At 58.0% G+C, this 22,970-nt stretch carries 23 protein-coding genes and 1 pseudogene; 13 read left to right on the forward strand and 11 right to left on the reverse strand.

The annotated features are described in order from the left end of the window. Window positions 1-98 precede the first annotated feature (98 nt). Complete coding sequence (locus ACI3K0_RS24000; protein ID WP_183686984.1) at window positions 99-476, reverse strand: hypothetical protein; 378 nt, start codon at window positions 474-476, stop codon at window positions 99-101. Between the two features lie 766 nt (window positions 477-1,242). On the opposite strand from ACI3K0_RS24000, the gene ACI3K0_RS24005 reads away from it, so the two are divergent. Further along, window positions 1,243-1,647 (forward strand): VOC family protein, encoded by a 405-nt coding sequence (locus ACI3K0_RS24005; RefSeq protein WP_404946382.1) that lies wholly within the window; start codon window positions 1,243-1,245, stop codon window positions 1,645-1,647. Between the two features lie 341 nt (window positions 1,648-1,988). On the opposite strand, the gene groL is transcribed toward ACI3K0_RS24005, so the two are convergent. Together groL and ACI3K0_RS24015 are read right to left on the reverse strand one after the other, a co-directional pair. Continuing rightward, complete coding sequence (gene groL / locus ACI3K0_RS24010; protein WP_404946383.1) at window positions 1,989-3,617, reverse strand: chaperonin GroEL; 1,629 nt, start codon at window positions 3,615-3,617, stop codon at window positions 1,989-1,991. Between the two features lie 52 nt (window positions 3,618-3,669). Beyond that, window positions 3,670-3,984, reverse strand: coding sequence for a co-chaperone GroES (locus ACI3K0_RS24015; RefSeq protein ID WP_148147892.1), 315 nt, complete (start codon window positions 3,982-3,984; stop codon window positions 3,670-3,672). Between the two features lie 276 nt (window positions 3,985-4,260). Between ACI3K0_RS24015 and ACI3K0_RS24020 the strand changes: the two genes are divergently transcribed. From ACI3K0_RS24020 to ACI3K0_RS24040, 5 genes are all read left to right on the forward strand, one after another. After that, window positions 4,261-4,533 (forward strand): usg protein, encoded by a 273-nt coding sequence (locus ACI3K0_RS24020; protein ID WP_183686991.1) that lies wholly within the window; start codon window positions 4,261-4,263, stop codon window positions 4,531-4,533. A gap of 94 nt (window positions 4,534-4,627) precedes the next feature. Then, window positions 4,628-4,918: a hypothetical protein gene (locus tag ACI3K0_RS24025; RefSeq protein ID WP_148147890.1), complete on the forward strand. Its 291-nt coding sequence runs from the start codon at window positions 4,628-4,630 to the stop codon at window positions 4,916-4,918. A 149-nt stretch (window positions 4,919-5,067) separates the two neighbouring features. Then, entirely contained in the window at window positions 5,068-5,541 is a 474-nt protein-coding gene (locus tag ACI3K0_RS24030) for an Hsp20 family protein (RefSeq protein ID WP_206829067.1), read from the forward strand. A gap of 77 nt (window positions 5,542-5,618) precedes the next feature. After that, window positions 5,619-5,918 carry a DUF982 domain-containing protein gene (locus ACI3K0_RS24035; RefSeq protein ID WP_148147934.1) on the forward strand — a complete coding sequence of 100 codons (300 nt, stop codon included), beginning with the start codon at window positions 5,619-5,621 and terminating at the stop codon, window positions 5,916-5,918. A gap of 10 nt (window positions 5,919-5,928) precedes the next feature. Further along, the gene (locus ACI3K0_RS24040) at window positions 5,929-6,207 is read left to right on the forward strand and encodes a hypothetical protein (protein ID WP_148147888.1); all 279 of its coding nucleotides are present in this window, start codon (window positions 5,929-5,931) and stop codon (window positions 6,205-6,207) included. Here the strand turns inward: ACI3K0_RS24040 and alaE (ACI3K0_RS24045) are convergent. The 6 genes and pseudogenes from alaE (ACI3K0_RS24045) to ACI3K0_RS24070 all read right to left on the reverse strand — a co-directional run bounded on the left by alaE (ACI3K0_RS24045) (window position 6,127) and on the right by ACI3K0_RS24070 (window position 15,893). Beyond that, window positions 6,127-6,486, reverse strand: a complete 360-nt coding sequence (alaE, locus tag ACI3K0_RS24045; protein WP_353654277.1) for an L-alanine exporter AlaE — start codon at window positions 6,484-6,486, stop codon at window positions 6,127-6,129. The genes ACI3K0_RS24040 and alaE (ACI3K0_RS24045) overlap by 81 nt on opposite strands. Further along, a pseudogene (alaE, locus tag ACI3K0_RS24050) lies at window positions 6,465-6,638 on the reverse strand (L-alanine exporter AlaE); the annotation flags it as partial. The gene alaE (ACI3K0_RS24045) and the pseudogene alaE (ACI3K0_RS24050), both read right to left, overlap by 22 nt. 504 nt (window positions 6,639-7,142) lie before the next feature. Continuing rightward, window positions 7,143-9,392: a glycosyltransferase gene (locus ACI3K0_RS24055; RefSeq protein WP_404946384.1), complete on the reverse strand. Its 2,250-nt coding sequence runs from the start codon at window positions 9,390-9,392 to the stop codon at window positions 7,143-7,145. After that, window positions 9,389-12,628 carry a glycosyltransferase gene (locus ACI3K0_RS24060; RefSeq protein ID WP_353654280.1) on the reverse strand — a complete coding sequence of 1,080 codons (3,240 nt, stop codon included), beginning with the start codon at window positions 12,626-12,628 and terminating at the stop codon, window positions 9,389-9,391. The genes ACI3K0_RS24055 and ACI3K0_RS24060 overlap by 4 nt, the downstream gene beginning before the upstream one ends. Next, entirely contained in the window at window positions 12,621-14,861 is a 2,241-nt protein-coding gene (gene glf, locus ACI3K0_RS24065; protein ID WP_404946385.1) for a UDP-galactopyranose mutase, read from the reverse strand. The genes ACI3K0_RS24060 and glf overlap by 8 nt, the downstream gene beginning before the upstream one ends. A gap of 192 nt (window positions 14,862-15,053) precedes the next feature. Continuing rightward, the gene (locus tag ACI3K0_RS24070) at window positions 15,054-15,893 is read right to left on the reverse strand and encodes a glycosyltransferase (RefSeq protein WP_404946386.1); all 840 of its coding nucleotides are present in this window, start codon (window positions 15,891-15,893) and stop codon (window positions 15,054-15,056) included. Between the two features lie 274 nt (window positions 15,894-16,167). Here ACI3K0_RS24070 and ACI3K0_RS24075 point away from each other — a divergent pair, with 274 nt between their 5' ends. Continuing rightward, the gene (locus ACI3K0_RS24075) at window positions 16,168-16,434 is read left to right on the forward strand and encodes a hypothetical protein (protein WP_206829101.1); all 267 of its coding nucleotides are present in this window, start codon (window positions 16,168-16,170) and stop codon (window positions 16,432-16,434) included. Window positions 16,435-16,480: 46 nt separating this feature from the next. Here ACI3K0_RS24075 and ACI3K0_RS24080 read toward each other — a convergent pair whose 3' ends face one another. Continuing rightward, window positions 16,481-16,702, reverse strand: coding sequence for a hypothetical protein (locus tag ACI3K0_RS24080; RefSeq protein ID WP_286195133.1), 222 nt, complete (start codon window positions 16,700-16,702; stop codon window positions 16,481-16,483). 189 nt (window positions 16,703-16,891) lie between these two features. On the opposite strand from ACI3K0_RS24080, the gene ACI3K0_RS24085 reads away from it, so the two are divergent. The 6 genes from ACI3K0_RS24085 (at window position 16,892) to ACI3K0_RS24110 (ending at window position 22,514) form a co-directional block, all read left to right on the forward strand. Continuing rightward, the gene (locus ACI3K0_RS24085) at window positions 16,892-17,506 is read left to right on the forward strand and encodes a nutrient deprivation-induced protein (RefSeq protein ID WP_206829072.1); all 615 of its coding nucleotides are present in this window, start codon (window positions 16,892-16,894) and stop codon (window positions 17,504-17,506) included. After that, complete coding sequence (locus ACI3K0_RS24090; RefSeq protein ID WP_206829073.1) at window positions 17,499-17,915, forward strand: phage holin family protein; 417 nt, start codon at window positions 17,499-17,501, stop codon at window positions 17,913-17,915. Before ACI3K0_RS24085 ends, ACI3K0_RS24090 begins: the two co-directional genes overlap by 8 nt. Beyond that, the gene (locus tag ACI3K0_RS24095) at window positions 17,915-18,883 is read left to right on the forward strand and encodes a DUF3618 domain-containing protein (protein WP_206829074.1); all 969 of its coding nucleotides are present in this window, start codon (window positions 17,915-17,917) and stop codon (window positions 18,881-18,883) included. Before ACI3K0_RS24090 ends, ACI3K0_RS24095 begins: the two co-directional genes overlap by 1 nt. Window positions 18,884-19,188: 305 nt before the next feature. Next, window positions 19,189-20,211: a PAS domain-containing protein gene (locus ACI3K0_RS24100; RefSeq protein WP_404946387.1), complete on the forward strand. Its 1,023-nt coding sequence runs from the start codon at window positions 19,189-19,191 to the stop codon at window positions 20,209-20,211. Window positions 20,212-20,922: 711 nt separating this feature from the next. Then, window positions 20,923-21,633 carry an HAD family phosphatase gene (locus ACI3K0_RS24105; protein WP_206829076.1) on the forward strand — a complete coding sequence of 237 codons (711 nt, stop codon included), beginning with the start codon at window positions 20,923-20,925 and terminating at the stop codon, window positions 21,631-21,633. Further along, window positions 21,630-22,514: a DUF72 domain-containing protein gene (locus ACI3K0_RS24110; protein ID WP_206829077.1), complete on the forward strand. Its 885-nt coding sequence runs from the start codon at window positions 21,630-21,632 to the stop codon at window positions 22,512-22,514. Before ACI3K0_RS24105 ends, ACI3K0_RS24110 begins: the two co-directional genes overlap by 4 nt. Before the next feature lie 5 nt (window positions 22,515-22,519). Here the strand turns inward: ACI3K0_RS24110 and ACI3K0_RS24115 are convergent, their stop codons facing one another. Next, complete coding sequence (locus ACI3K0_RS24115) at window positions 22,520-22,969, reverse strand: hypothetical protein (protein WP_404946388.1); 450 nt, start codon at window positions 22,967-22,969, stop codon at window positions 22,520-22,522. Window position 22,970 lies beyond the last annotated feature (1 nt).

Genomic DNA, 22,970 nt, shown 5'->3' on the forward strand with positions numbered 1-22,970 from the left:
GACCAGGTATGTCGCAGATGATACATCGGCCATAAGCTTGGGGCTCCGATGTGAAGTAGCCCACCGCCCGGAGGGTCTCGATCAGAGCGAGCGATTTCTCATTCAACAGAGAAAGAAAATGCACACTCGACTCCGTTCATCCGGGCAATGCGGTTTTGGAAGAAGGAAAGAGTGAAGGTCTCCCCATGGATCGTCTTGAAAGCTCTCTCACTTGGAAAGCGATCCAATTTAGGAAGGTACCCTAGCTGTGAAGTGGTCTGGATTTCAGCTCCGCAATTTTCATTGTTCCCGCCAAACTCAAACCGTATCGAGCCAGTATCTGACGCTTTAACTGCGTAAGTCACTCTGTCACCCTTCAGGGACAAACCCCGGAAGGAATGCACAACCCCGTCGGTCTGCGTCACTTCTATGGCTGGATCTTTTGCTACAACAGGAGTCGCAGTTGCCAAGATAGCAAGGAGTGCAGGAATGCGCATGGGAGTCTCCATAAAAATCATCATTCGCACAGTCGCTACGTGCTAGCTATCCGTTTGTTCAAAGCAACACCGTCCGGACATCATCATTATTCCTGGTTGTCCGCCATGGCTTTGCCGCCCAGCTGCGTATCTAGTTTCAGATCGCTGTCACGGTCGTTCTGGATGCTCCCGGTGATGGAGCGCGGGGGCGTAGTTGCACTGAGCGGGGGCGCCCCATTCTCCCTTACATCCACGTCCTACAACGAGGCCAGCGACGACGGCGGGTCGGAGCGCTGACCTCTCCCGCAGAGGGGTAAGCCTTGGGCCTGCGGTTTCGGCAGCCCAAACATTGGGCTAATTTCGGAAGGCAAAGGCTCGTCCAGGGTAGATGGCGAGCCCTCGTCTCCATAGCCCGAACAGGTGGGCGATCAGTAACTAATCCAAACTGGGGTAGTTCCGTGGGGTAAGGAAGAAATGTCCAAGTTTAACCGCCCTGACATCGGCAGGCACCACACCTAGTATTTAACGAGGGGCGTAATAAAGAAGGTTATCAATTGCTGAACGCCTATGCCGCGGCGGCCACTCCAAGGCGGAAGATCGGCCAATACTTTAATGATGGTTCTTGAAACAATGGTAGAACGCAAGGCTTCGACACCGCACCGATCTTTGACGGCGGCCGCAGACAGCCATCCTGACCGCCCCGAAGGAACTTTGGCATGATCCAGGCTTTTCATAGTGGATTTATGAGCGCGATGAACGCCTCATCCATTAGCTTCAGGGGACGATGATGTATCATCTAGGCCGCGTGATTGATCATGTGCATCTTCGGGTGTCAGATCTCGAAAGGAGCCGGCGGTTTTATCGAGCCGTCTGTGACGCGCTCCATCTAGAAGAAGTTTTCCAGAGTTCGGCTGATCACTTCATCATCGACGAGATCTATGTCGATGCCGCCGATGAGTATGTGTCTCGAATTCATCTCGCTTTCCAGGCTCGGTCGCAAGATGACGTCAACGCATTTCACCGGCTCGCCCTAAGAGCCGGGGGCAGGTCGAACGGAGCGCCTGGTCTAAGGCCCTACCACGATAGATATTACGCGGCCTTTGTGCTGGATCCAGATGGCAATAATATCGAGGCTGTCTGCGACGCGCCCAATTTTCGAAGTGCAGAATCTGTCGTTGTGAAAAGAGCTTAGGATGGTAGCGTTAGCTCATTTCGCTCCGGTGCATACGCCTGGGGGCAGGCCCTCAGGTCGTTTTCTCATTAGGCTCCACTGGAATATCTAGTTCTATCTGAATAGACCGTGCGGCCGCCATGTGAAGCTCGTCGCGATCATGCACGCCTCTGTTATATAGCTTTGCGACCACTGCAGTCAGCCTGCCGATCGCAGCTGGATCCCGCACGACGCCTTGAGCGCGCGCGACCTCCTTGACCACACCCGCACAAAAGCGCGCATCTTCTTTCGAGATCGGTGCTAGCACTTTTTATCTCCCCAAAAAATGGCCCACCCCACAAATGGGGTGGGCCACAACTTCCTTAGAAGTCCATGCCCGGACCGGCGGGCAGGGCGGGCGCGGCGTCCTTCTTTGGCTTTTCGGCGATCATCGCTTCCGTTGTCACCAGGAGGCCGGCAACAGAGGCCGCATCCTGAAGGGCAGTGCGAACCACCTTCGCCGGATCGATGACGCCCTGGGCATAGAGATCGCCGTACTCGCCGGTCTGCGCGTTCCATCCGAATGACAGATCAGTCTTTTCCCGGAGCTTGCCAACGATAATCGAGCCTTCGGCGCCGGCATTCTCAGCGATCTGACGCACAGGTGCCTCGATCGCCCGGCGGACGATGTCGATGCCAACCCGCTGATCGTCATTGGCAGTCGGGAGACCGTCCAACGCCTTGACAGCACGCAGCAATGCTACGCCACCACCAGGCAAAATGCCTTCTTCGACGGCTGCGCGCGTTGCGTGAAGGGCGTCATCGACGCGGTCCTTCTTCTCTTTCACCTCGACTTCGGTGGAGCCGCCGACGCGGATGACGGCGACACCGCCCGCGAGTTTGGCGAGACGCTCCTGCAGCTTTTCGTGGTCATAGTCGGAGGTGGTCTCCTCGATCTGGGCGCGGATCTGGGCCACACGTCCGTCGATCTCGGCCTTGGAGCCAACGCCGTCGATGATCGTCGTGTTCTCCTTCTCGATCGCTACCTTCTTGGCGCGGCCGAGCATGTCTAGCGTGACGTTCTCCAGCTTTATGCCGACGTCTTCGGCGATGACAGTACCGCCCGTGAGGATAGCGATGTCTTCGAGCATAGCCTTGCGGCGATCACCGAAGCCCGGCGCCTTGACGGCAGCGATTTTCAGGCCGCCGCGCAGCTTGTTGACGACGAGCGTTGCGAGGGCCTCACCTTCAACGTCTTCAGCAATGATCAGCAGAGGCTTGCCCGACTTCACCACGGCTTCCAGCACCGGCAGCAAAGACTGAAGGTTGGAGAGCTTCTTTTCATGGATGAGGATATAAGGCTCTTCGAGCTCGACCCGCATCTTGTCCTGATTGGTCACGAAGTAGGGCGACAGATAACCGCGGTCGAACTGCATACCTTCGACGACTTCCAGGTCGGTCTCGGCAGTCTTGGCTTCCTCGACGGTAATGACACCTTCGTTGCCGACCTTCTCCATCGCTTCGGCCAGATACTTGCCGATCTCCTCGTCGCCATTGGCCGAGATGGTACCGACCTGGGCAATCTCCGAATTACTGGTGATCTTGCGGGCGTTGCCTTTCAGCTCTTTAACGACTGCATCCACGGCGATATCGATGCCGCGCTTCAGGTCCATCGGGTTCATGCCCGACGCAACCGCCTTGGCGCCTTCCTTGACGATGGCCTGTGCGAGGACAGTTGCCGTGGTGGTCCCGTCGCCGGCGAGATCATTGGTCTTCGATGCCACTTCGCGCAGCATCTGCGCGCCCATGTTTTCGAACTTGTCTTCCAGTTCGATTTCCTTGGCGACCGAAACGCCGTCCTTGGTGATGCGTGGCGCGCCGAACGACTTGTCGATGACGACGTTGCGGCCCTTCGGGCCAAGCGTAACTTTTACCGCATTGGCGAGAACATCGACGCCACGCAGCATGCGTTCACGGGCATCGGTGTTGAATTTGACTTCTTTCGCAGCCATTTGTTCACTCCTTCAATAGGCAGCTTTTTGACTGATGGGCGGCAGCGCGTGATTACGCAGCCTGCTTCCGTTCGGCTTGGGCTTCAACAATGCCCAAGACGTCGCTTTCCTTCATGATCAGCAGGTCTTCACCGTTGATCTTGATTTCGGTGCCTGACCATTTGCCGAACAGGATGCGATCGCCCGCCTTGACGTCGAGCGCCTGGATCTGGCCGGTTTCGTTTCGCGGACCAGGACCGACGGCGACGACTTCGCCCTCGGATGGCTTTTCCTTGGCGGTATCCGGAATGATGATGCCGCCTTTGGTCTTTTCCTGGGATTCGACCCGGCGGACGAGAATGCGATCATGAAGCGGTCGGAACGACATGTTTTCCTCCGTTGAGCAAAAATGATGACGTTGAAGACCCTGGCCGGACCGGGTGACCAATCCGGACGGGTGCGAACCTCAGTCGAGCGCTCGCGGGCAAAATTTATTTTTGAGATATTTCGATTTCAAGAGCGTGAATTGAAGAAAATAGCACTCGGCCGTGTCGGCTGCTAACGCACTGCAATCGTTGAGTAAATTCGACAACAATAATGGTTCCATCTTGAAGTCGGTCATAATTTGGGTCACCTTCGCAGTGTCACGAAACGGAGATGAAGCATGCAATTCTCATCGGACCTGGAGCGGCAGCTCAATGGCTACGGCCTTACAACCGCACAAATCCTCTATCGTATCCCGGACTTTGAATTCGCTCTTCAGACCTATGTCTGGCAAGACTACGATCTCGCACCCGATTTCCCCGAGATGCGCAAGTTCCTGGATTTCTGGCAGGCCTCTCTCGATGGGCCTCTGCACTCTGTTCGTTATAGCCACCAGTGCCTGATCGGGCCGAATGAATGGCGGCGCGTCGATGGCGAATTCAAGCTGCAGTGAACCTTGAATTCGATTTCTTGGTCTCCTAGCTGAGCGGCGGCCGAGGCTTGATGAGCTCGGTCGTTTTCCCACGTCTGTATGGAGTCGAGACCGCATGGAACAGAATATCGAGATCATGAAAAACGCGAGCGTTTCCGAAAGAGAAGAAATCATTATCGATTTCGCCCGGTGGCTTGAGACAACGTCCCAGGACGCTCTGGTGTATGGTGAGGGACGTTTCGCCTTGATGTCTGCAAACTTGGCTCAGGCGATCCGTGCCAACGCTGATGACCTTGCGCGCGATACGCCTGAAACGGCTGCGCGCCTGTTGCAGCGGGCATGTGCAATGATATCGCAGTTCAAGGCCACTTATCCCCATCGCGTCCTAAGCCGCTCGATCCACTAATACCGTCGATTTTTTTCGCGACAGATCTTGAATCGCAATATCGGCAAACCAAAATCGAATGTCGCCAGCCGCTGGATAATGGGCTGGCTTTGCCGGGAGCGCCGCTTTTGGCATTCCCGTACCCATGTTGCTTCAAGGAGGATATGGCTATGGCAACATCGTATGATTACGCACCGCTCTACCGTTCGAGCGTCGGCTTCGACCGGATCGTCAATCTTCTCGAAAACGCGCAGCGCGCTCGCTCGTCGAACGACTGGCCTCCCTATGACATCGTCAAAACGGATGACGACACCTACCGTATCTCGATCGCGGTCGCGGGCTTCGCTCAGGACGATCTTAACATCACCTTCCAGTCCAATCTGCTGACAGTCACCGGCAAGAAGCAAGAATCTCCGTCGGAGGGCTATCTGCATCGCGGCGTTGCAGGTCGTCCGTTCGAGCACCGCTTCGAACTGGCTGATCACGTGCGCGTGGATGGGGCCGACTTGAACAACGGTCTTCTGACGATCGAGCTTGTGCGTGAAATCCCAGAGGCTCTGAAACCGCGGAAGATTTCGATCCAGAGCGCACCTACGCTGACCCCTGCCGCTCCAGCACAGATCGAAGCCCAAAAAGCGGCGTGATCCTGAAACTCGTACATTAGGTCAGGGCGCCGTTGCGATGGCGCCCGTCAACATTCCAGGTAGGGAAGGAGAGAATGATGAAACCCGATATGTTCAAAGAACCCGTCACCATTCTTGTCGGCCTGGGGTTCCCGGCGCAAGTTCGCGGGGTGACAGATGCCTACCGAAACCTTGTTGAGTGGCCAAGCTCACTCAGAGACAGGGCTCACGCTGTCGCCCTTAACGCGTGCCAGGCAGCACTGCGTGGCGAGATCGAAGCAGAGACTGCGCGAGGGTTCTTTGTGGCTTTCGCACAAAAGCATGATCTAGTAACGGTCGGGACGCCGGCGGTTGTGGCGGCTCGGTCGCGTAACAACACGGATCCCCATGTGCAGTGAGGGCGTGGTCATGGACGCAACGACTTTTCAACAACTGGCCGACAAAGCTGTTTCCATAGGGCCTGTAGTTTTGATGCAAGGCCTGCAACTCCAGCGGCCTAGCGATGTGGTAGAAACCTCAGCGCTGTCTGTTGATGACAAGCGTACCATATTGGCCGCTTGGGCATCCGATCTCTACTCCTTAGATTCGAGACCGGCACTTCGACAGTTACCAGGTACGCCGGAAGCAGTATCGATTGATGATGTGCGGGACGCACTCATCGAACTCGACCGGCGGTATCTCTCTTGAAGGGTGGCCGGCCTGGACAATTACCACGCCGGATATCCGGGTGGTTAGGGTCCCGTGCCGAGCGACATAGGCTTCGATCCTCCCGGTGGATGGAAGAGATGGAAGACCAAATAACTGGCGCACGAACTTGAGAAACGCGCCGTAAGGCCGCCCAAGCACGAGCATCATCGCCGCTGCGCCGAGTGTGCCTCGGATGAGGCCCCCGCCGGAGGCGCCGCTGAAGGTAATGATGCCGGCATAGATCTGCGCTTGAAAGCTCAAAATCGCGAGGCTGTCCAAAGTAGGCGAGACGCGCGGGTGTTTTTTGCATGGTCCATCATCCAGTCGCGCCAGACACCATAAGGCCAGCCCACTGGCAACATGAGCACGCCGCCCGTTTGGCGTGCCTTTATCACCTCATCCCAAGTCATACCGGCGCTGAAGTATTCATTGAGAACACCGGTTTCTCAAAGCCGAACTGATGTGCCGATTTGTTGCGAATTTCGTCAAAGATTGCAGCGCCCATTTGCCTCATTTTCACCGCCCAAAACCGAGATGAAATGCGGCGAGGTTCTCGCCGAACTACGCAAGGGGCTACGCACCTCTGGCAGCCATTAAAAGGACATCTGTCTCATTTGCGGTAATCACATGATCTTCATTGATGACGGAGACGTCGTCAGGTTCCGGCTCCCATCGCCGCGCGGCGCCATTCTTGTTCGGCGCATCCGCAAGGCATCTATGCTCGCGCGAATTACGGGGTAGGCCGGAGCTGTAGGGCTGGAAGGGCTGATAGTGCAGGGACCATTGTCATTGCTCTAAGCTTTTTTTGAAAGAAACTGGAATATCTCAATGACTTGCTCGTCCGACCTGAATGTATGAGATGTGTCAGGCTCGAGTTGGCTCAAGAGCCCAAAGGGCTCGAGATTTATCTGCTTCGGTTCGAGGACTTTCAGTCCCTATCGATACGGTCCTAAGCTGTAGCTCTCGATGGCATCTGCCAGCGGCTGATGGATCTCTCGCCCCGTTGTGCTGAAGGCTGCCGAGAGCAGACCATTTTCGCAGGGTCGTTGGTCATCCCAACCGGGATGGTTGACGATCGGGTAAAGGCAGATGCCTCCTAACGGCACGCCGGCTTTCATAGCGAGATCAGCCTGAGTTGAGACATATTGGAACCACGCCGCACGCCGCGCGGCCTCGATCCCAGTCTCGGCAATCAGCATGGGCTTCCCGTAACGCGCATAGGTCTCGATCAGGAGCTTGCTGAGTGGCTTGTAAAGCGGATCGCCGATGTCGACCATTGGTCCGCCGTGGATCCACTGGTTGTTGAAGTAGTAGTTGACGCCGACGATGTCGAGATAACGCTCGTTCCCGCCGATCTGCGGCCATATCCGCCCGGCGATCAGGTCCCAGCCTTGGAACTGTGACTGCCGATGTCCTTCCGCAACGCCCGCATCGGACGGTCGCGAGGGATCGGTGATGACATTGATGATGGGGTCGCAATGGACGAAACGGGCGCGTGGATCGACAGCCAGCACGGCATCCATGGCCGCGACCGCGGCGCGGGCGAGCTGCACCTTCAGCTCGAAGCCGCGGCCATGGGCGAATGGATTGAGATAACCCGCATCTCCGCCACCCCAGGAAAAGAACGAAATCTCGTTGACGGGACAATAGAAGGGGACGTCGTCGCTTTCCTCCCGAACCACATGGGCGCAGGCGGCGCAATAGCGTGCGAACCGGTCGACGAAACGCGGTGCCCAGATGTCGAGATCGTCCGGCCAGCCGTAATGCAGCAGGTCCCAAATCACCTGGGTCTTGGCATCCTTGGCGGCCCGCAGCATCGGCCGGATACTCGACCAGTCATAGCTGCCCGCCTTTTCGATCAGGTGCCATCGAAATCCGTCACGCACCGTGCGGATACCGAAGCCGGCAAGCTGTCGATAATCCTGTGCGGCATGGGTGTCGTGGCCGATGGCCGCGATCATGTCGAGGCGTCGGCCCTCGGCCCCATTCTCCCCTGGCCGGAGGCGATGGCTCGAACATTCGAACCCGCCCTGAAGAAATGACCGGAAGAGACCGGACGGTTTGGCTGCAATCCGTTCGACAAGCACCTCCTGAAGCAGTTTTTCCCATTGCGGGATGACGACCTCGACCGAATAGGTGGTCTCGACCTTGTGCCGCAATGCGGCGCCGAGATCGTGCCGGCGATCCGGCACTGCGATGAGCAACCGCATCTGCCCGGCAATTGCCGCGGCATCGCCAAAGGGGACGAAGAGGCCGGAGACGCCATCCTCGATCTGCTGCAGCGCGCCGTTGTCGGGCGTCGCGATCACCGGGAGACCGGCCGCGCCCGCTTCGGCGATGACGTGCGGCATTCCCTCGCCACGCGAAAGCCAGGTGAAGATATCGAATGCCGACAGCAGGGAAGGGATGTCCTTCCGGTCGCCCTTAAACTGCAGCACGCCGTCGAGGCCCCGTGCGGTCGCCAGTGTCCTCAGTTTCGCCGCATAATCCGACATGAACGCGTCCGGTCCGCCGACGACGACGAAGCGCGCGCGCGTATCCACGGCATGAACCAGCGCCGCCGCCTCAATGAAGTCCTCAACATTCTTCTTCGGGTCGAGACGGCCCACCCAGCCGATCAGCACCTGATCGTCGCCAATCCCGAGAGCGGTCCGGGCAGCGTATCGATGCAGCGGGTCGAAGGCGGAAAGATCGACCATGGAGGGGATTTCGACGGCATGTTGCTCGCGGCCGGTCATCAGCGACGCTGCGGCATCGCGGATCGAACGACATACGCCGACATAACGGGTGGTGAAATGCTTCGGTCCCGCCAGCGCTTCGGAAACGAGCCCGCCATGCTCGATCAGCGGTGGGCGAAGATGCAGGCGCTCCAGCGCCGGATAGATATCGGCGACGTTCTGGCACGAAATGATGACGTCGTAGCCGGGGATCTTGCCGGCGAGATAGGCGACGGTGTCGTCGAACGACAATTCGTAGGGCGCGGTGTCGATATCGACACCCAGCGACCGCAGCTGTTCATGGGTCTGTTCCGGCATGCCGGGCTTGCGGAAGCAAGCGACGACTTCGATGCGATAGCGCTTGCGGTCCAGGTTTCGTGCAAGCAGACGCACCTCGGTTTCCTCTCCGCCGACGACCAGCCAGGCGAAGACGAACAGGATGCGGAGGGGGTGAAATTCCACGCTCATTCGCCCACCTTAAACACGACCTGGAGAAAGTCCGGCCGGTTCTCGATCAGGTCGGTGAGGAAGGCTGGGGCGTCGTCCATCGCCACGATGTGGGTGATCATATGCTCGCGGATCATCTTGCCCTCCTTCGCCAGCAGATCGAGGGTCGCGCGGGCAAGCCGGCGACGATCCCAGAGCGGCGCGAACCCGCGGGGAACCCGGTTTATCTGCGCACAGCGGATGTTGAGGCCGTTGTGATGAAATTCCTCACCCAGCCGCAAATGATCGGCGCCGCCCTGGTAGAAAGCCAGGTCTATGACCGTGCCTTGCGGCCGCAAGGCCTTGAGCGCCGTTTGTAGGCTGCCGGCATGGGCGCGGGTCTGGAATACGAGATCCGCCCCGCGTCCCATGGCGCCGTCATGCCAGCGTGCCTTGGCATGTTGCCAGGCCTGATCCTCCGTCATGGCGGTAAGGCCCATTGCCTCCGCCTTGCCGCGGCGGAAGTCGGACGGGTCGGTGATGACGACATCCGAGGCGCCGAGTTGCCTCGCAAACAGCGCGGTCATCAGTCCGACGGTGCCGGCACCGATGATAAGGACCGGACGGCCCTTCACGCCGGCGCCGAGCGCGGGAACGTGCATTCCGAACGCTTCCGCATCTGCGTGCAGGATGCCGTTAGCGCAGATAGGGCCCATCTGCGCCACCAGCACACCGAGCACTGGATCGATCCCCTCGGGCAGCGGGATCAGCACGTCATGGGAAGGATCCGCCGTGTGGCCGCTCTTGTGTCCGTAGGCCGAGGCCATGACCGCCCCGTCGCAGAAGTCGCCTGCCCGGGACTGCGATACCCGCGCCACCTCCATGTAGCCAAGGAACGGAACGGGATAAAGCAGGTCGGGCTCGTCCTCGACGAACACGCCGCGGCCGCCATCGAAGCGGGAGCGGAAATACGGGTTGGTGTTTTTCAGGAAAGTGAGCTCGGTTCCGGCCGACAAACCGGTATAGAGCGTTTCGAGACGCACATGGCCATCGGCCGTCGGGCCTTCCTCGTATTCGAAGAAATAAGCCCGGCCGGGCGCCTCGACACCGAGCGAACGCACCTTGCGATGACCGAGCGGTAGGCCCTGCGGCGCCTCCACCCGCGGCTGGAACCGCAGGGGCGAAGGTGGAATGCGCGGCGTATCTGGTACGGCCAGCCGCACGGGTTCGCCGCTGCGCGCCGACGCGACAACCGCCAGCGCCAGCCGGTGGGTGACGAGCGCATCGGCATAGGAACAGCGGATGCGGTTTTCGCCGCCGCTGACGGCATCGATGAAGTCGCGATCCTCGCGCCAGACGGGATCGCCATTGGCGCCACGCATCGGCCGCCCGCGCCCGACATCGACCATGATATCGCGGTCGGTCAGTTCGATGGCCAGGCGATCGGCAAAGATGTGCAGGCCGACGCGATGGTTCCAGCCAAGCAGGCAGGTCGAGGCAAAGTTGGCGACCACGCCGGCCTCGAAGGTGAGGCTTGCGGTGGTGACCGTCGGCACGTCGAGCCCGGGAAATTCCGGCCGCTCCTGGTGGCCGACGCGCCCGTAGACCTCGGTCACCTCGCCGACGAGAAAACGTGCCAGATCGAGAAGATGCGTCGTCTGCTCGATCATCTGGCCGCCGGACTTGTCCTGCTTCCACCACCATTGCGGCGGCGGGGTGGAATCCAGCCAGTAGCCCGAAAGAAGTTGGGCGGGGTTTTCGGCCAGCAGGCCTTTCGCCTCATCGACGATATCGAGATAACGCCAGTGGTATCCGACACTCGTGATCAGCCCGCTGGCCGTCACAGCCTTGGAGATCTCCTCGGCAGTCGGGAGGTCGAGAGAAACGGGTTTTTCGACGAAGAATGGAATGCCGCGCTCGATCAGATCGCGCTCCGGCTCGCCATGGGCAAAGGGCGGAATGCAGACGTATACGGCGTCCGGGCTCACGGCGTCCAGCATGTCGCGATGATGCTGGAAGGATTTCGCGCCGAAGCGCATGGCCGCATGGTCGACGCGGGCGATATCGGGATCAGCAAAACCGGCGAGCTCCACATCGTCGAAGCCTGCCAGAATGTCTAGGTGCCGCTGGGCAATGCCCCCGGCGCCGATGAAGGCGAGACGGGTCTTTTTCATGGAATTGTCCTTTTGCATTTGGCTGGCCGGCCTGCTAACGAAACGGTCGTAGACCGCGCCCGTCTCAACAGCCATTCGGTGAGCGGAAAAACTGGTCTGAAAACGGTCGCTTCCGGCCTGCCCGACTACCGCAAGGCGGTGAGGCTCGGCCAGCGCGTCAGCGATGGCAGTGGCCATCGACTGCGGTTCGCCGGGTTTGGCGAAGAAAGGGTGATTTTCGCCCAGCGCTTCCTCGGTCCCGCCAATTCGCGTCGCAACCACCGGAACCCCAAGCGACATGGCCTCCAGAACCACAAGCGGCAAGCCTTCGAAGCGGGAAGGGAGAATCAAGAGGTCGGCGATCGCCATGATGTCGGCGACGTCCGTCCGCTGCCCGAGGAAGTGGACATGGTCAGCAATATCCAGCGCGGTCGCCAGTACCCTCAGCGTCTCCTGCTCGTTGCCCGAGCCGACCAGTAGCAGGACAACGGAAGGGTAGGATTTGATGATGCCGGGCAGGGCATACAGCAGGGTCGCATGGTCCTTCTGGGGCGTGAAACGCGCGATCGTCAGCAGGACGATCCGACTTTCATATCCCATCTCCCGCCTGATCCGCGACGAAGCGCGTGTCGGCGCAAGGGGAAAGATGCCGTTGCGGATCACCGTCATGCGTGTCGGCTCGATCCGGTCATGGAAGCTTGCAGCCGAGGCGGTGGAGACGACGATGTGGTGGGCGAGGTCCCGCGTCTGCTGTTGGTATCGCTCCTGCTGTTCGGGGTCGGTCAGCATATAGGGGAGATGCTCGGTCCTGATGACCGGGATGCCCGCGGCCAATCCGGCTGCGGCCAAGTCATGCCCCTCCCAGCCGATCCCGGCATGGACATGCAGGAGATCGAGCGAGGCAGTTGCCATCCAACGGCAGAACTCGTGTTGATCTCGCGCAATCCTGACGCCCAGTCCATGGCGAGCGGCGCGGGGCAACAAGCCTGCGCGATCCTCCGAGATCAAGCAGATGCCGACGTCCCATTGCGGGCTCAGTCCACGGGCAAGCGCCAGCATATGCTCGCCCATGCCGGATGGATCCCGACTGTCGGTCGCCAGAAGGATACGCGGCTTTTCAGTCACGCTGGACATCGGCCAAGACCCCGCCGACATCATGTCGTTTCTGCAGGCGCCTGTAGGTGGCGAGCGCTTGCCCGACGACCTGGTCCATGTTGTAATATTTATAGGTGCCCAGCCGCCCAGCGAAGGTCACGTCATCCCGCTCGCGCGCCAGCTCCCCATAGCGTTTGTAGAGCGCCTGGTTCTCCGGGCGGGGGATGGGGTAATAGGGATCCCCCTCCGCGCAGGCATATTCATAACTGATGCTGGTCTTGCGATGAACCTGACCGGTCAGATGCTTGTATTCGGTGACGCGCGTGTGCGGCACGTCCTGCGAAGGGAAGTTGACGACGCCGACCGGCAGTAACCGCCTCGCATCATGCGTCTCGTGACGGAATTTCAGGCTGCGATAGGGCAGGCGTCCGAACCTGTGCCCGAAATATTCGTCGATAGGTCCGGTGAAGATCGTGTGGCTGGCCAAGCCCGCCTGATCGAGTTCCGCAAAATCGGTGTCCAGCATTACTCTAATGTTCTCATGGTCCAGCATCCGCTCGAACATGCGGGTGTAGCCATCAAGCGGCATGGCCTGGAACGTATCGAGGAAATAGCGGTCGTCCTCGTTGGTGCGGGTCGGGATGCGCGCCGTTACCGAACGGTCGAGGTCGGACGGATCGAGGCCCCATTGCTTGCGGGTGTAACCTTCGAAAAACATGCGATAAAGTTCTGATCCAACCTGCGATATCACGACGTCTTTCGACGTCACGATCGGATCACATGGTTCGGCTCGGCCCGCCAGAAACAGGGCCGCGGCTGCTTCCGTGGAGAGATCGAGACCGTAGAGGCCGTTGAGGGTTGTGCGGTTGATCGGGACAGGGAGACGCAGATCGCCGATCTGGGCCAGCACACGATGTTCGTAGGGTCGCCATGCGGTGAAGCGTGACAGGTAAGCAAAGACATCCTCGCTATTGGTATGGAAGATATGCGGCCCGTATTTGTGTACCAGGATGCCGGCCTCGTCGTAATGATCGTAGGCATTGCCGCCGATATGGGGCCGCTTGTCGCAGACCAGGATCTTCTTGTTCGAACCGTCGGCCAGGCGTTCGGCCAGAACCGATCCCGCAAAACCTGCTCCCACGATCAGATAGTCGTATTTTTCCGGTTCGGTACGCCGAGGATTGCGCAGCAACAGTCTTTTGGGCGGAGGAGGCACGGTGGCGCTGCACGAGACTGCCTGCTCGACCAAAGCCGACATGCTGTCGAATGTGGCGTCCCAAGACGACTGCGCAAGAACTTCGTCCACGGCCTGCAGCCAGTTACTGCTCGATCGTGTCATTGCCAGTGCGGCATCGCAGGCTTTCCCGAAATTCTCTACACCGTCGGCCAGGAATACGCCGGGCACGTTGCCATAGGTGCGCACGACGTCGGTGACACGCGTGCCGACGACCGGCCGGCCGGCCGCAAGATATTCGGGTGTCTTGGTTGGGCTGATGAAACGGGTTGCCTCGTTCAGGGCAAATGGCATTAGGGCCACGTCCCAACCTGACAGATAGGCCGGCAGATCGGCATAGGTTTTGCGCCCGAGGTAATGGATGTTGGGCGCCTGGGGCAAATCGTCGGGCGAAATCTTGGCGACAGGTCCGAGAAAGACAAATGAAAAGCCGGACCGCGCTGCCGCCGTGGAGCGGATCAATTCAAGATCCAGCCTTTCATCGATGACGCCGTAGTACCCAAGGCGGGGGTGAGGGATGGCCGCCTGGTCCACCGGCTCAGGCAATCTGCAACGGGACCTGCGGAAGTGATGGGCATCGACGCTCGACGGGAAGGGATGGATATTGTCGTGCCGATGTTTCTTCACCTCGTAAAGGCTGAAACCGCCGGTGAAGACCGCGTCCGCGCGGGTAATCAGAGCGTCTTCCGTTTCCCTAATGTTTGCGGGAGCCAGCTTGAAATTGGCCAGCTCGTCCATGCAGTCATAGATGACGGCCGCGGCTTCGACATGCTTGGCAAAGCCGAACATCATCGGCGTGTAGAACCAGAGGACAGGTTTCCGGCCGCCATGCAATGCCAGCAGATCGTCCAGCAGGCGGGAAAGAGCAGCCTCTCGATCGGCTTCGCTCCACCAATGGGGAACGCGCGGACGGATTGCCTTGACGCTAGTTCCTTCGAATGGGTGGATCTCCAGGTATGGCAGATGATGATCGCTCGGAATGAATTCTTCAAAAAAGAAGACCTGACGCTCCAGTGAGAAACGTTGCATGAGATGCTGTGGTCGCTGCAGTACAAAATCCCACCTTAGGTGAGAAAAGCAGACGAGAGGAGCATTGGCCGGCACGCTCACATTGGACGATTGCGTAAATGCACTCACTAAATTCATTGAACACCCCAAGGTCGCCAGCCCCTCGAACAGAGGATTTGTCCACGAGTTCCAACCGCCGCAAAATATATCCGGCTAAGAACCGTCGATGATCCGCTCGAGTTTTTGTATACTGTGCTGCCAGGCCCAGTTTCGAAGGACGGTATCGCGAGGGTGGAAGCTGTCGTGCACCTCCAGCATGTCGCTTATGCCTTGATGGAACCTATCCTGCGAAGACGTGCGGCCTGTCTCAGACGTGATGTACTGCAGCCCGCAACACAGCTGATCGTTGGCGAGAACGGGGAGACCTGCCAACATGTATTCAGTCAAGATGGCGGGAGCCCCATCGTTGACCCCGCAGACCACTCCGACTTTGGCTTGGTTCATCAGTCGATTAACCTCACCAAATGGAACTCCCGGCGGATCGACGAAATCGACGTTGATCGCCAAGCTGCGCGCTTGGTCATGAAGGTCACCTATCATTTCGCCATAACCGCAGACGCATAACGCCTTGATCGACCGGGGCAGCTTTCGCAAAGCTTCGAACAGAATATCGTGCCGCTTGTACGGCTGTGCTGCGGCGACATAGATCACATCATAGGTTTTCGGCAGACCGAGGGGCCTGAAAGTGCTGCCGGAGGCGAACTCTGGTCCTATCGGCATAATGGCTGTCCGCATCCGCGGATGACGTGCGCGTACTGCTTCCGATTGCCACTCCGCACCAGTAAGGACTAGATCAAAATGGCGGCTGACCTCAATTGGAACGCGCAGCGCGGGCGCGTCAATCGAGTTGTAGATCTTGAAGCTGTCGCGGCAAGCCGATAGGATATCTTCATTAACACCGAGGCCCCAAACGCATAAAATCGTCGGGGCCCCAAATGCTTGCAGGTAACCGAGCATATCATTGGAGCGAAACGGCGCGTCGGGCCCGTTCATCCGGAACGCTCGCCTTCGTAAGATTGGATTTTCCCAACGATCCGACGGAGGGCTCTCTCCTCGCCAATGGGTCCATATTTCGGCAGCGTCGGCCAAGCCGCTTTTGAGAACGGCGAGGGGGAACCGCTCTATATACCCACCGTCCACGTCCACCGGCACTGATGACCGTGACGGATCCGGTGGGTCTCCTCGAGAGCCCTCCATCCATTGCCGGCGAAACAAGCTCGCCGGCGGAACGTCCGCCCTGCAGGGAGGGCCGTCCTGGAAGTCGCTAATGACGATGATATTACGTGGTCTTCCCGCACCGACCATCAGTGGGCGGTCCTCAGCGCTGAAGGCCAGAATTAAAGCCGGTTTTTTTGCAATGTTCAGTGAGATCTGGGTCCAACTCAAAAATCCTACTCGTATCGATCACGATTGCTCCAATGCTCGTATGGTGAAGCCTCCCCAGAATATGCGTCCGGGTGTGAATGACGCCGCCAATGGCGGCGACCTAAAAACTTTGGATATCTTGGTATGCATGAAAATGACCGAAGATTAGCCCTCGGCGTTCTGATTCACCACAGACGTGGCGATTGACGAGAGCGTCAGGTCGGTTTCCTGTTCTTCATCAAGCGTGGTCTGAAGAGTCCCGCAGCTTCGGTGTAACCCAATTCGAGCGTCCAAATGTCGTTGACTGCGTCTCTGTCCGCGTCGGGATTGTCCTTCGCAGTGAGATAGCCACATGGGCGCATTTCTTCCGGGCCCTCCCATCGCGGCGATTGGTCCGTTGTATCCTGCCCACCGGCAGTCCGTATAGCAACGCTCATAACGAAAGCTCCTCTCCTGTGCTGCTAACAAGAGGTGTGGCAGATGGTTCCTTTTTTCCGCGCCCGGATGCGGGATAATTTCGATGACTATGGACGAACGATAATCTTGTCTGTGCTGAAGGAACTATTCGAACTTCCTCTGGTTCGAGCGCCGGTCGCATGACGACCGATCATTCAAGGGAGAGTTTCATGACGGACATAAATCAGGGCTTCAGCTCCGGCCGGACCGCCCCTGGTCCTGACAAGGACAGCCCTTCAAAGGCCGACGGTATCGTCGAGAGAGGCGCTGCGGCGGGCGACATCAAACAGAAACTGTCTGATGATTTTAGTTCGGCGTCCGATTTTGCGCGACAAGAACTGTCTGGTGCGTCCGAAAAAGCCAAGGCCTCGGTCGAGGGCCAGAAAAACTTGATTGCTGGCAAGGTGAGCAGCGTTGCCGCTGCGATCGGCAGGGTGGCACAAGAACTCGAACAAGGTGACGATCGGGATTTGAGCAAGTTTGCTCGCAGCATCGGTACCTCAATGAAGACGTTTTCCGACAACATTCAGGATCGCAGCCTGGCGGAGATCGCTGGAATGGCTGAAGACTTTGGCCGCAAGCAGCCGCTTGCCTTTCTGGGAGTCGCGGCCATTGCTGGCCTGGCCGCCAGCCGGTTTATTACCGCTTCGGCTGCACATGGCCCATCCACAGCCGGCAAAACAAGAGCGGAGCAAAATCCCACCGCTCCTGTATCCATCGGGATCACCCCGTCTGGTGCGGCTTCAACAAGCCAATACAGCAGAGAGGATCGCAGCAATGGCTAACTCAACGGAAGAAAGATCGCTCTCGGAACTCGTAACCGGCCTTGTCGGGGATATTTCCGGGCTGTTTCGCAAGGAGATCAATCTCGCAAAGACTGAAGCCTCCGAAAAAATCGCGCATGCTCTGGTCGGCGTCGAGGCATTCGCCGCCGGTCTGGTCCTCGCAATATGCGCCGTCGGCGTGTTGTTGGCGGCCTTGGTGAATGGACTTGCCGCATTTCTGGTGGCGCAAGGCATGGCAGAACACAACGCTGATGCCCTTTCATCTGTTGTTGTCGGCCTTGTCGCCGCATTGGTTGCGTGGGGCCTCATCACCCGCGGCCTTGCGGCGTTCCAGGGCGGCAACCTCAAGCTCGACCGCACCACCGCCTCGCTTCATCAGGATGCGAAAATCGTGAAGGATAGAACGTGATGGCCTACACTTCAGAAAATCGAAATTCTGCGGAAATCGAGCAAGAAATTGCTGAAGACCGCCGTCGCATCGAAGACCGGCTTGACGCGATCCGGCAACGCATGTCGCCCGGACAGTTGGTAGATGAAATTCTCAATTACGCCAAATCGAGCGGCGGAGGCGAGTACGTGTCCAATCTCGGTGCAGCGGTCAGAAACAACCCTATGCCCATGGCACTGCTGGGCGTCGGACTTGCATGTTTGATGGCGGGTCCGAAGACAAACATTTCATCTTCTGCCAGTCGAGGTAAGGAGGAGTATCCGCTAGCAATCGTCAAAGGGGACCTTCGCCGATCGGGACCAGTCAGGATCGACGGAGATAAGCGCTATAGCCATTTCACGGATGGTGGTGGCAGCCAGTATAAGGCGCTGACAGACGAGACAGGGCGTCGTGCAGGACATTTTGTCGATGAGAGCGGCAAGACCTTTCGAGGCTTCGCCGACGCTACCGGGCGTCAGTACAATGACCTGCGTGACGAAGCGGGGAAGCTGTTTGAAGAGGCGTCCGGTTGGGTCTCAAATACGTGGAGCGATCTGACGCGGTCGGCAGGCAAGACAGGCCAGACACTGTCTGACGCTGGGCACAGTGCAGCCCACACCGGCGCGCAGTTCAATGAGGCCATTCAGAAGCATTTTAAGGATCAACCACTTGTGGGCGGCGCGCTCGCCTTCGCCGTCGGTGCTGCAATCGGCGCCGCTCTTCCCCGGACCCAGATGGAGGATGAAGCGCTTGGCGATGCCGCTGACGGTGTCAAAATGCGTGTATCGGCTGAAGCTTCCAAAACATTTGATAAAGCTGGAAGCATCGCCTCGGAGGCCTATAATAAGGCCGTTTCAGTTGCGGCAGATGTTCACGACGTCGCGCACGATCGCATACGCGAGGAAGCCCAATCGTTCAAAGACGGCGAACGCCCTTCATCGACGAGTTAATGTCCTAGCCCCTTATTCCGGACGGCGATGCTCGGGGCGGCGATCTATTCGCCGTCTCTCAGAGCCCGTGACGGGGCGCGAGAGGAGTAGCTGTTGCCATTCTTGAGTTCCAATGATCGACGACGGTGACGCTTCGATTTTCAAGGACATTAACTCGTCAATCAGATCCTGACTTGCAGTCGACGCTGATTGATGGGCTAAGGCTGTTGCTGGAGCAATGATAATCCTGGTGATGGCGGGCCTAAAATATCCCATGAAACAACAACCTCGTTGTGGAGTTACGCTCAGCATTTGAATGAGGTGGCATGTGCCAGATAGCCCATGGCGACAAGCCTACGGCCGCAGCTCCACACGGGATTCGTGATTACAAGGAGCAATCCGCAGCTGCATTTGAGCGAACGCGTATGCCGCTTGTCCTCACTGATGCCCGCCATCCCGATCACCCGATCATTCTTGCCAACAAGGCGTTTCTCAACCTGACGGGGTATGAGAGTAGAGAGGTACTTGGAGGTAACTGCAGGTTTCTGCAGGGAGAGAATACGGATCGAGCTGTTGTCGACCAACTTCGATATGCCATAGCCGGTGAGCTTGAGGCTACGGTCGACATTCTGAACTATAAGAAAGACGGAACGGCGTTCTGGAACGAGTTGCATTTCAGCCCGATCAGAGATGACGATCAGCAGCTTGCCTACTACTTCGCCTCTCAGCTGGATGTGACTGATTTCCGGAAGATGAAGGAACTCGAGGCCTCCGAGCGTCGGTTGCTCATGGAGGTTGATCATCGAGCGCGAAATGCCCTCGCGATTGTGGAAAGCATTGTGCGTCTGAGCCGAGCAACTGAGCCGGCGGATTATGCCATTGCGGTGCAGCGCCGCGTTCATGCGATTTCAGCGGCGCACACTCTCCTTTCCGAAGCAGGTTGGGTTGCTGTCGACCTTCGTAGACTGATCCTGGCGCAGTTTCCGGATCCCCAGCAGAATGTCTGTGAATTCAAGGGGCCCGTCCTTTTTATAACGCCGGACGCCGTGCAGCCTCTCTCTCTCGCTTTCCATGAATTGGCAACCAACGCGCTGACGTATGGGGCGGCGGCCGTCGGTAGGGGGTCTGTTGCCGTCGTATGGGACATTCAGCCGGGTGGCAGCGTCGAAATTACTTGGGCAGAGGAAACCCAACCTTTCGGCGGCGATAAACACAATGAAGGGTTCGGCACCAAGATTGTACGAACTCTCGTCGAACGACAACTTCATGGGCAGGTGGCCTGGAACTGGCGTGACAGTGGACTTCGTATCGATATCCACATTCCCCAAGAATTGACCCGCAGCTCGTGAGCCGTTGTCGCAGTCGCTGAAGGGTTGTTGCGATCGACACTTTGACTGTTCAGTAGTCAATAGCCGGCTGAGACGCCTAGCAGCCTATTGTTGTGATTCCGCGATGTGTGTTCAACAGCCGAAACTTCTCGCATCACCTCAAAATAACATGAGCGCTTGTGGAACTATGGCTGCCCGCGGCGGTTCGCACCGCGATGAAAGGTGGACCAATGACCGATAACAAGCCTGACGCGGAAAGCGATGCCGGCAGAACTGGCGAGAACGCTGACGAAAATCGCAAAAAACTCGCAGAGGAGGCGAAGAAGGGCATCGACAAGGCAATGGTCAGAAAGCGACCCTCATCCTCTTAGTATCGAGATGGGTATCAACCGTCCGGCAAAGTTATTTGTCCAAGGCTATGCATACCTGAAACTAACAGCTCTGCTCAAATTTGCCCTCGTGATTGGTGGACAATAAGGTCTCATGGTCGACGAAAGTTCGAAAATGCTGTTGCGTGCTGCCGCGGCCCACATAAGACGGCAAGAGATACTGGCTTTTAGATCAGCACTCTCCGTCCATCTCGCTTCAATCCGGCAAGCGAAGACAAAATACTCCACTGGTGTTGAAGATGACGACTTTTGCGCCGGCCATGCCTAGCCGTCTGCGCAGTTGCGAAACTGCTACGCAAATCGTCGCGGGTATCTGAAACAAATCTTATGATTGGGATCCGAAATGCAGGTCAAGGCGATCCTTTTCGATATCGATGGCACGCTCGTGGACAGCAACGACCTGCACGTGCTTGCCTGGCGCGAGGCATTTGAGAGCATCGGAATGAACTTCTCAGGGCCGGAAATTCATGCTCAGATCGGCAAGGGCGCCGATATGCTGATACCCGCGCTCGTGCCGGACCTTGATGCCGCAACATGTCAGGAACTGGGAAAGTTGCAGGGCGGGATTTTCCGTCGCAAGTATCGCGCGTCTGTCAAACCGTTCCGGCACGCTTTCGAGCTGCTTGCACATTCCAGTGAATGTCAGCAGCAGGTCGTACTGGCCTCTTCGGCTTCGCAGGATGATCTCAGTCACTATATGGACGAACTGAATATCAGGGAGCTCGTGGCCGCCACGACAAGTGGCGGCGAAGTGGAAAACACCAAACCGTCTCCCGATATCTTTTCGACCGCGCTGGCAAAATTGAAGGGTGTTACGGCCGAGGAAGTGATGGTGGTGGGGATTCTCCCTACGACGTCGAGGCGGCCCGCAAAATTGGCATTTCCACAGTGGCGTTGCGGTCCGGAGGGTTTGCGGATGAGCTCCTGCGGAATGCTGGCGCGATTGCCATTTACGATGACGTCGCTGCGTTGTTGTCGGATTACGCCAACTCCCCACTGGGTCATCATATCGAATGACCGCTCTTCCCCTGTGGGACCGCGAGAAGCACGGTGAGTGAACTATCGGAAGACGAGATTGCTGTGCGCCGCATCCGACGAGCCGAGCGCCGTCAAAAACAGCGCGATGCCAATGTCACGCGCGCAGCCAGAATGCACGAACTTCGCATATCGCGGCCCACGCTCGAACCAGTGGCGTCTGACCCGGTATCCGGATACGTCCATATCGGCTGCTCCGGGTGGTATTACTGGCATTGGAAAGGGGCCATGTATCCCTCCGACGTGCCATCAAGCCAATGGTTTTCGATCTACGAGGGCCGTTTCAAAACGGTCGAGCTGAACGCGCCGTTTTATTCCTGGCCGACAGTGGGTGCGGTTAAGACGTGGATCCGCCAGGCCGATCCGGGATTCGTTTACTCGATCAAGGTCTGTGAGCTCATCACCCACATCAAGCGTTTCGATGAAACGGAAACCTTGATCCAGGATTTTGGTTATATCGCGGATATGCTCGGGCCTCAAATGGGGTGTTTCCTGTTCCAGCTCCCGCCGAGCGTCCGATACTCAGCCGAAACTCTTCACTCGATCCTTTCTCAGCTTGATCCGCGGCGTCGCAATGTCGTGGAATTTCGTCATAAAAGCTGGTGGAATGCGACGGTGTACGAAGCCTTCTCGTCCGCGGGTATAATCTTCTGCTCGTGCAGTGGTCCGAAGTTACCGGACGAACTCGTAAAAACCGCCGATGACATCTATGTCCGCTTTCACGGTGTGAGCCAGTGGTATCGTCACGACTACAGTGATCAAGAGCTGCAGGTCTGGGCCGACCGAATTTTGAGCTCGTCTGCGAAAACCGTCTGGGTGTATTTCAATAATGATCGCGACGGTCATTCCATAAGAAACGCGCAACGACTTGCGGAGATGTTAAACGAGAAAGCAGGATAGAGACGTCAGTCATCGCTGATCGAGGGCAGATGGAGTTCGACCTCGCGGCGCTGCTTCTCCTCCATTGGCTCAACCTTGACATCCCAGAATTCCGAAGCCTCCTTGGGTTCGTCCTCCCATAGCCGCGTGTTGACGATGTTGTCGTCGACCTTAGCTCGCCGTTTGCCGCCTAGCCGGAGATATTCCTCGGCCAATTTCAGTGATGGAGTCTTTTCCTCCTCCCCGCCGTCCGCAGTTTCTGGCGCTTCGATAGCTGCAAGAGCGGCGGCGAGCCTGTCGTGTTGTGGTCCCCTCGGCTCTTGCGCCAAGAATGAATCGACAGTGCTTCGTGTTTCATGCCCCCCCGACGCAGGATTACCTCGATGGAGAACAAATGCTGCACTGCTCTGCTCGTTACGTCCGAGGAACCATCGGTCACCGTTGGAACTCGTGGCAAATTCTTTCAGATTGTGCATT

This window comes from Rhizobium sp. ZW T2_16, from assembly GCF_044987325.1.
In the GTDB taxonomy this organism is placed as follows: Bacteria; Pseudomonadota; Alphaproteobacteria; order Rhizobiales; family Rhizobiaceae; genus Neorhizobium; species Neorhizobium cellulosilyticum.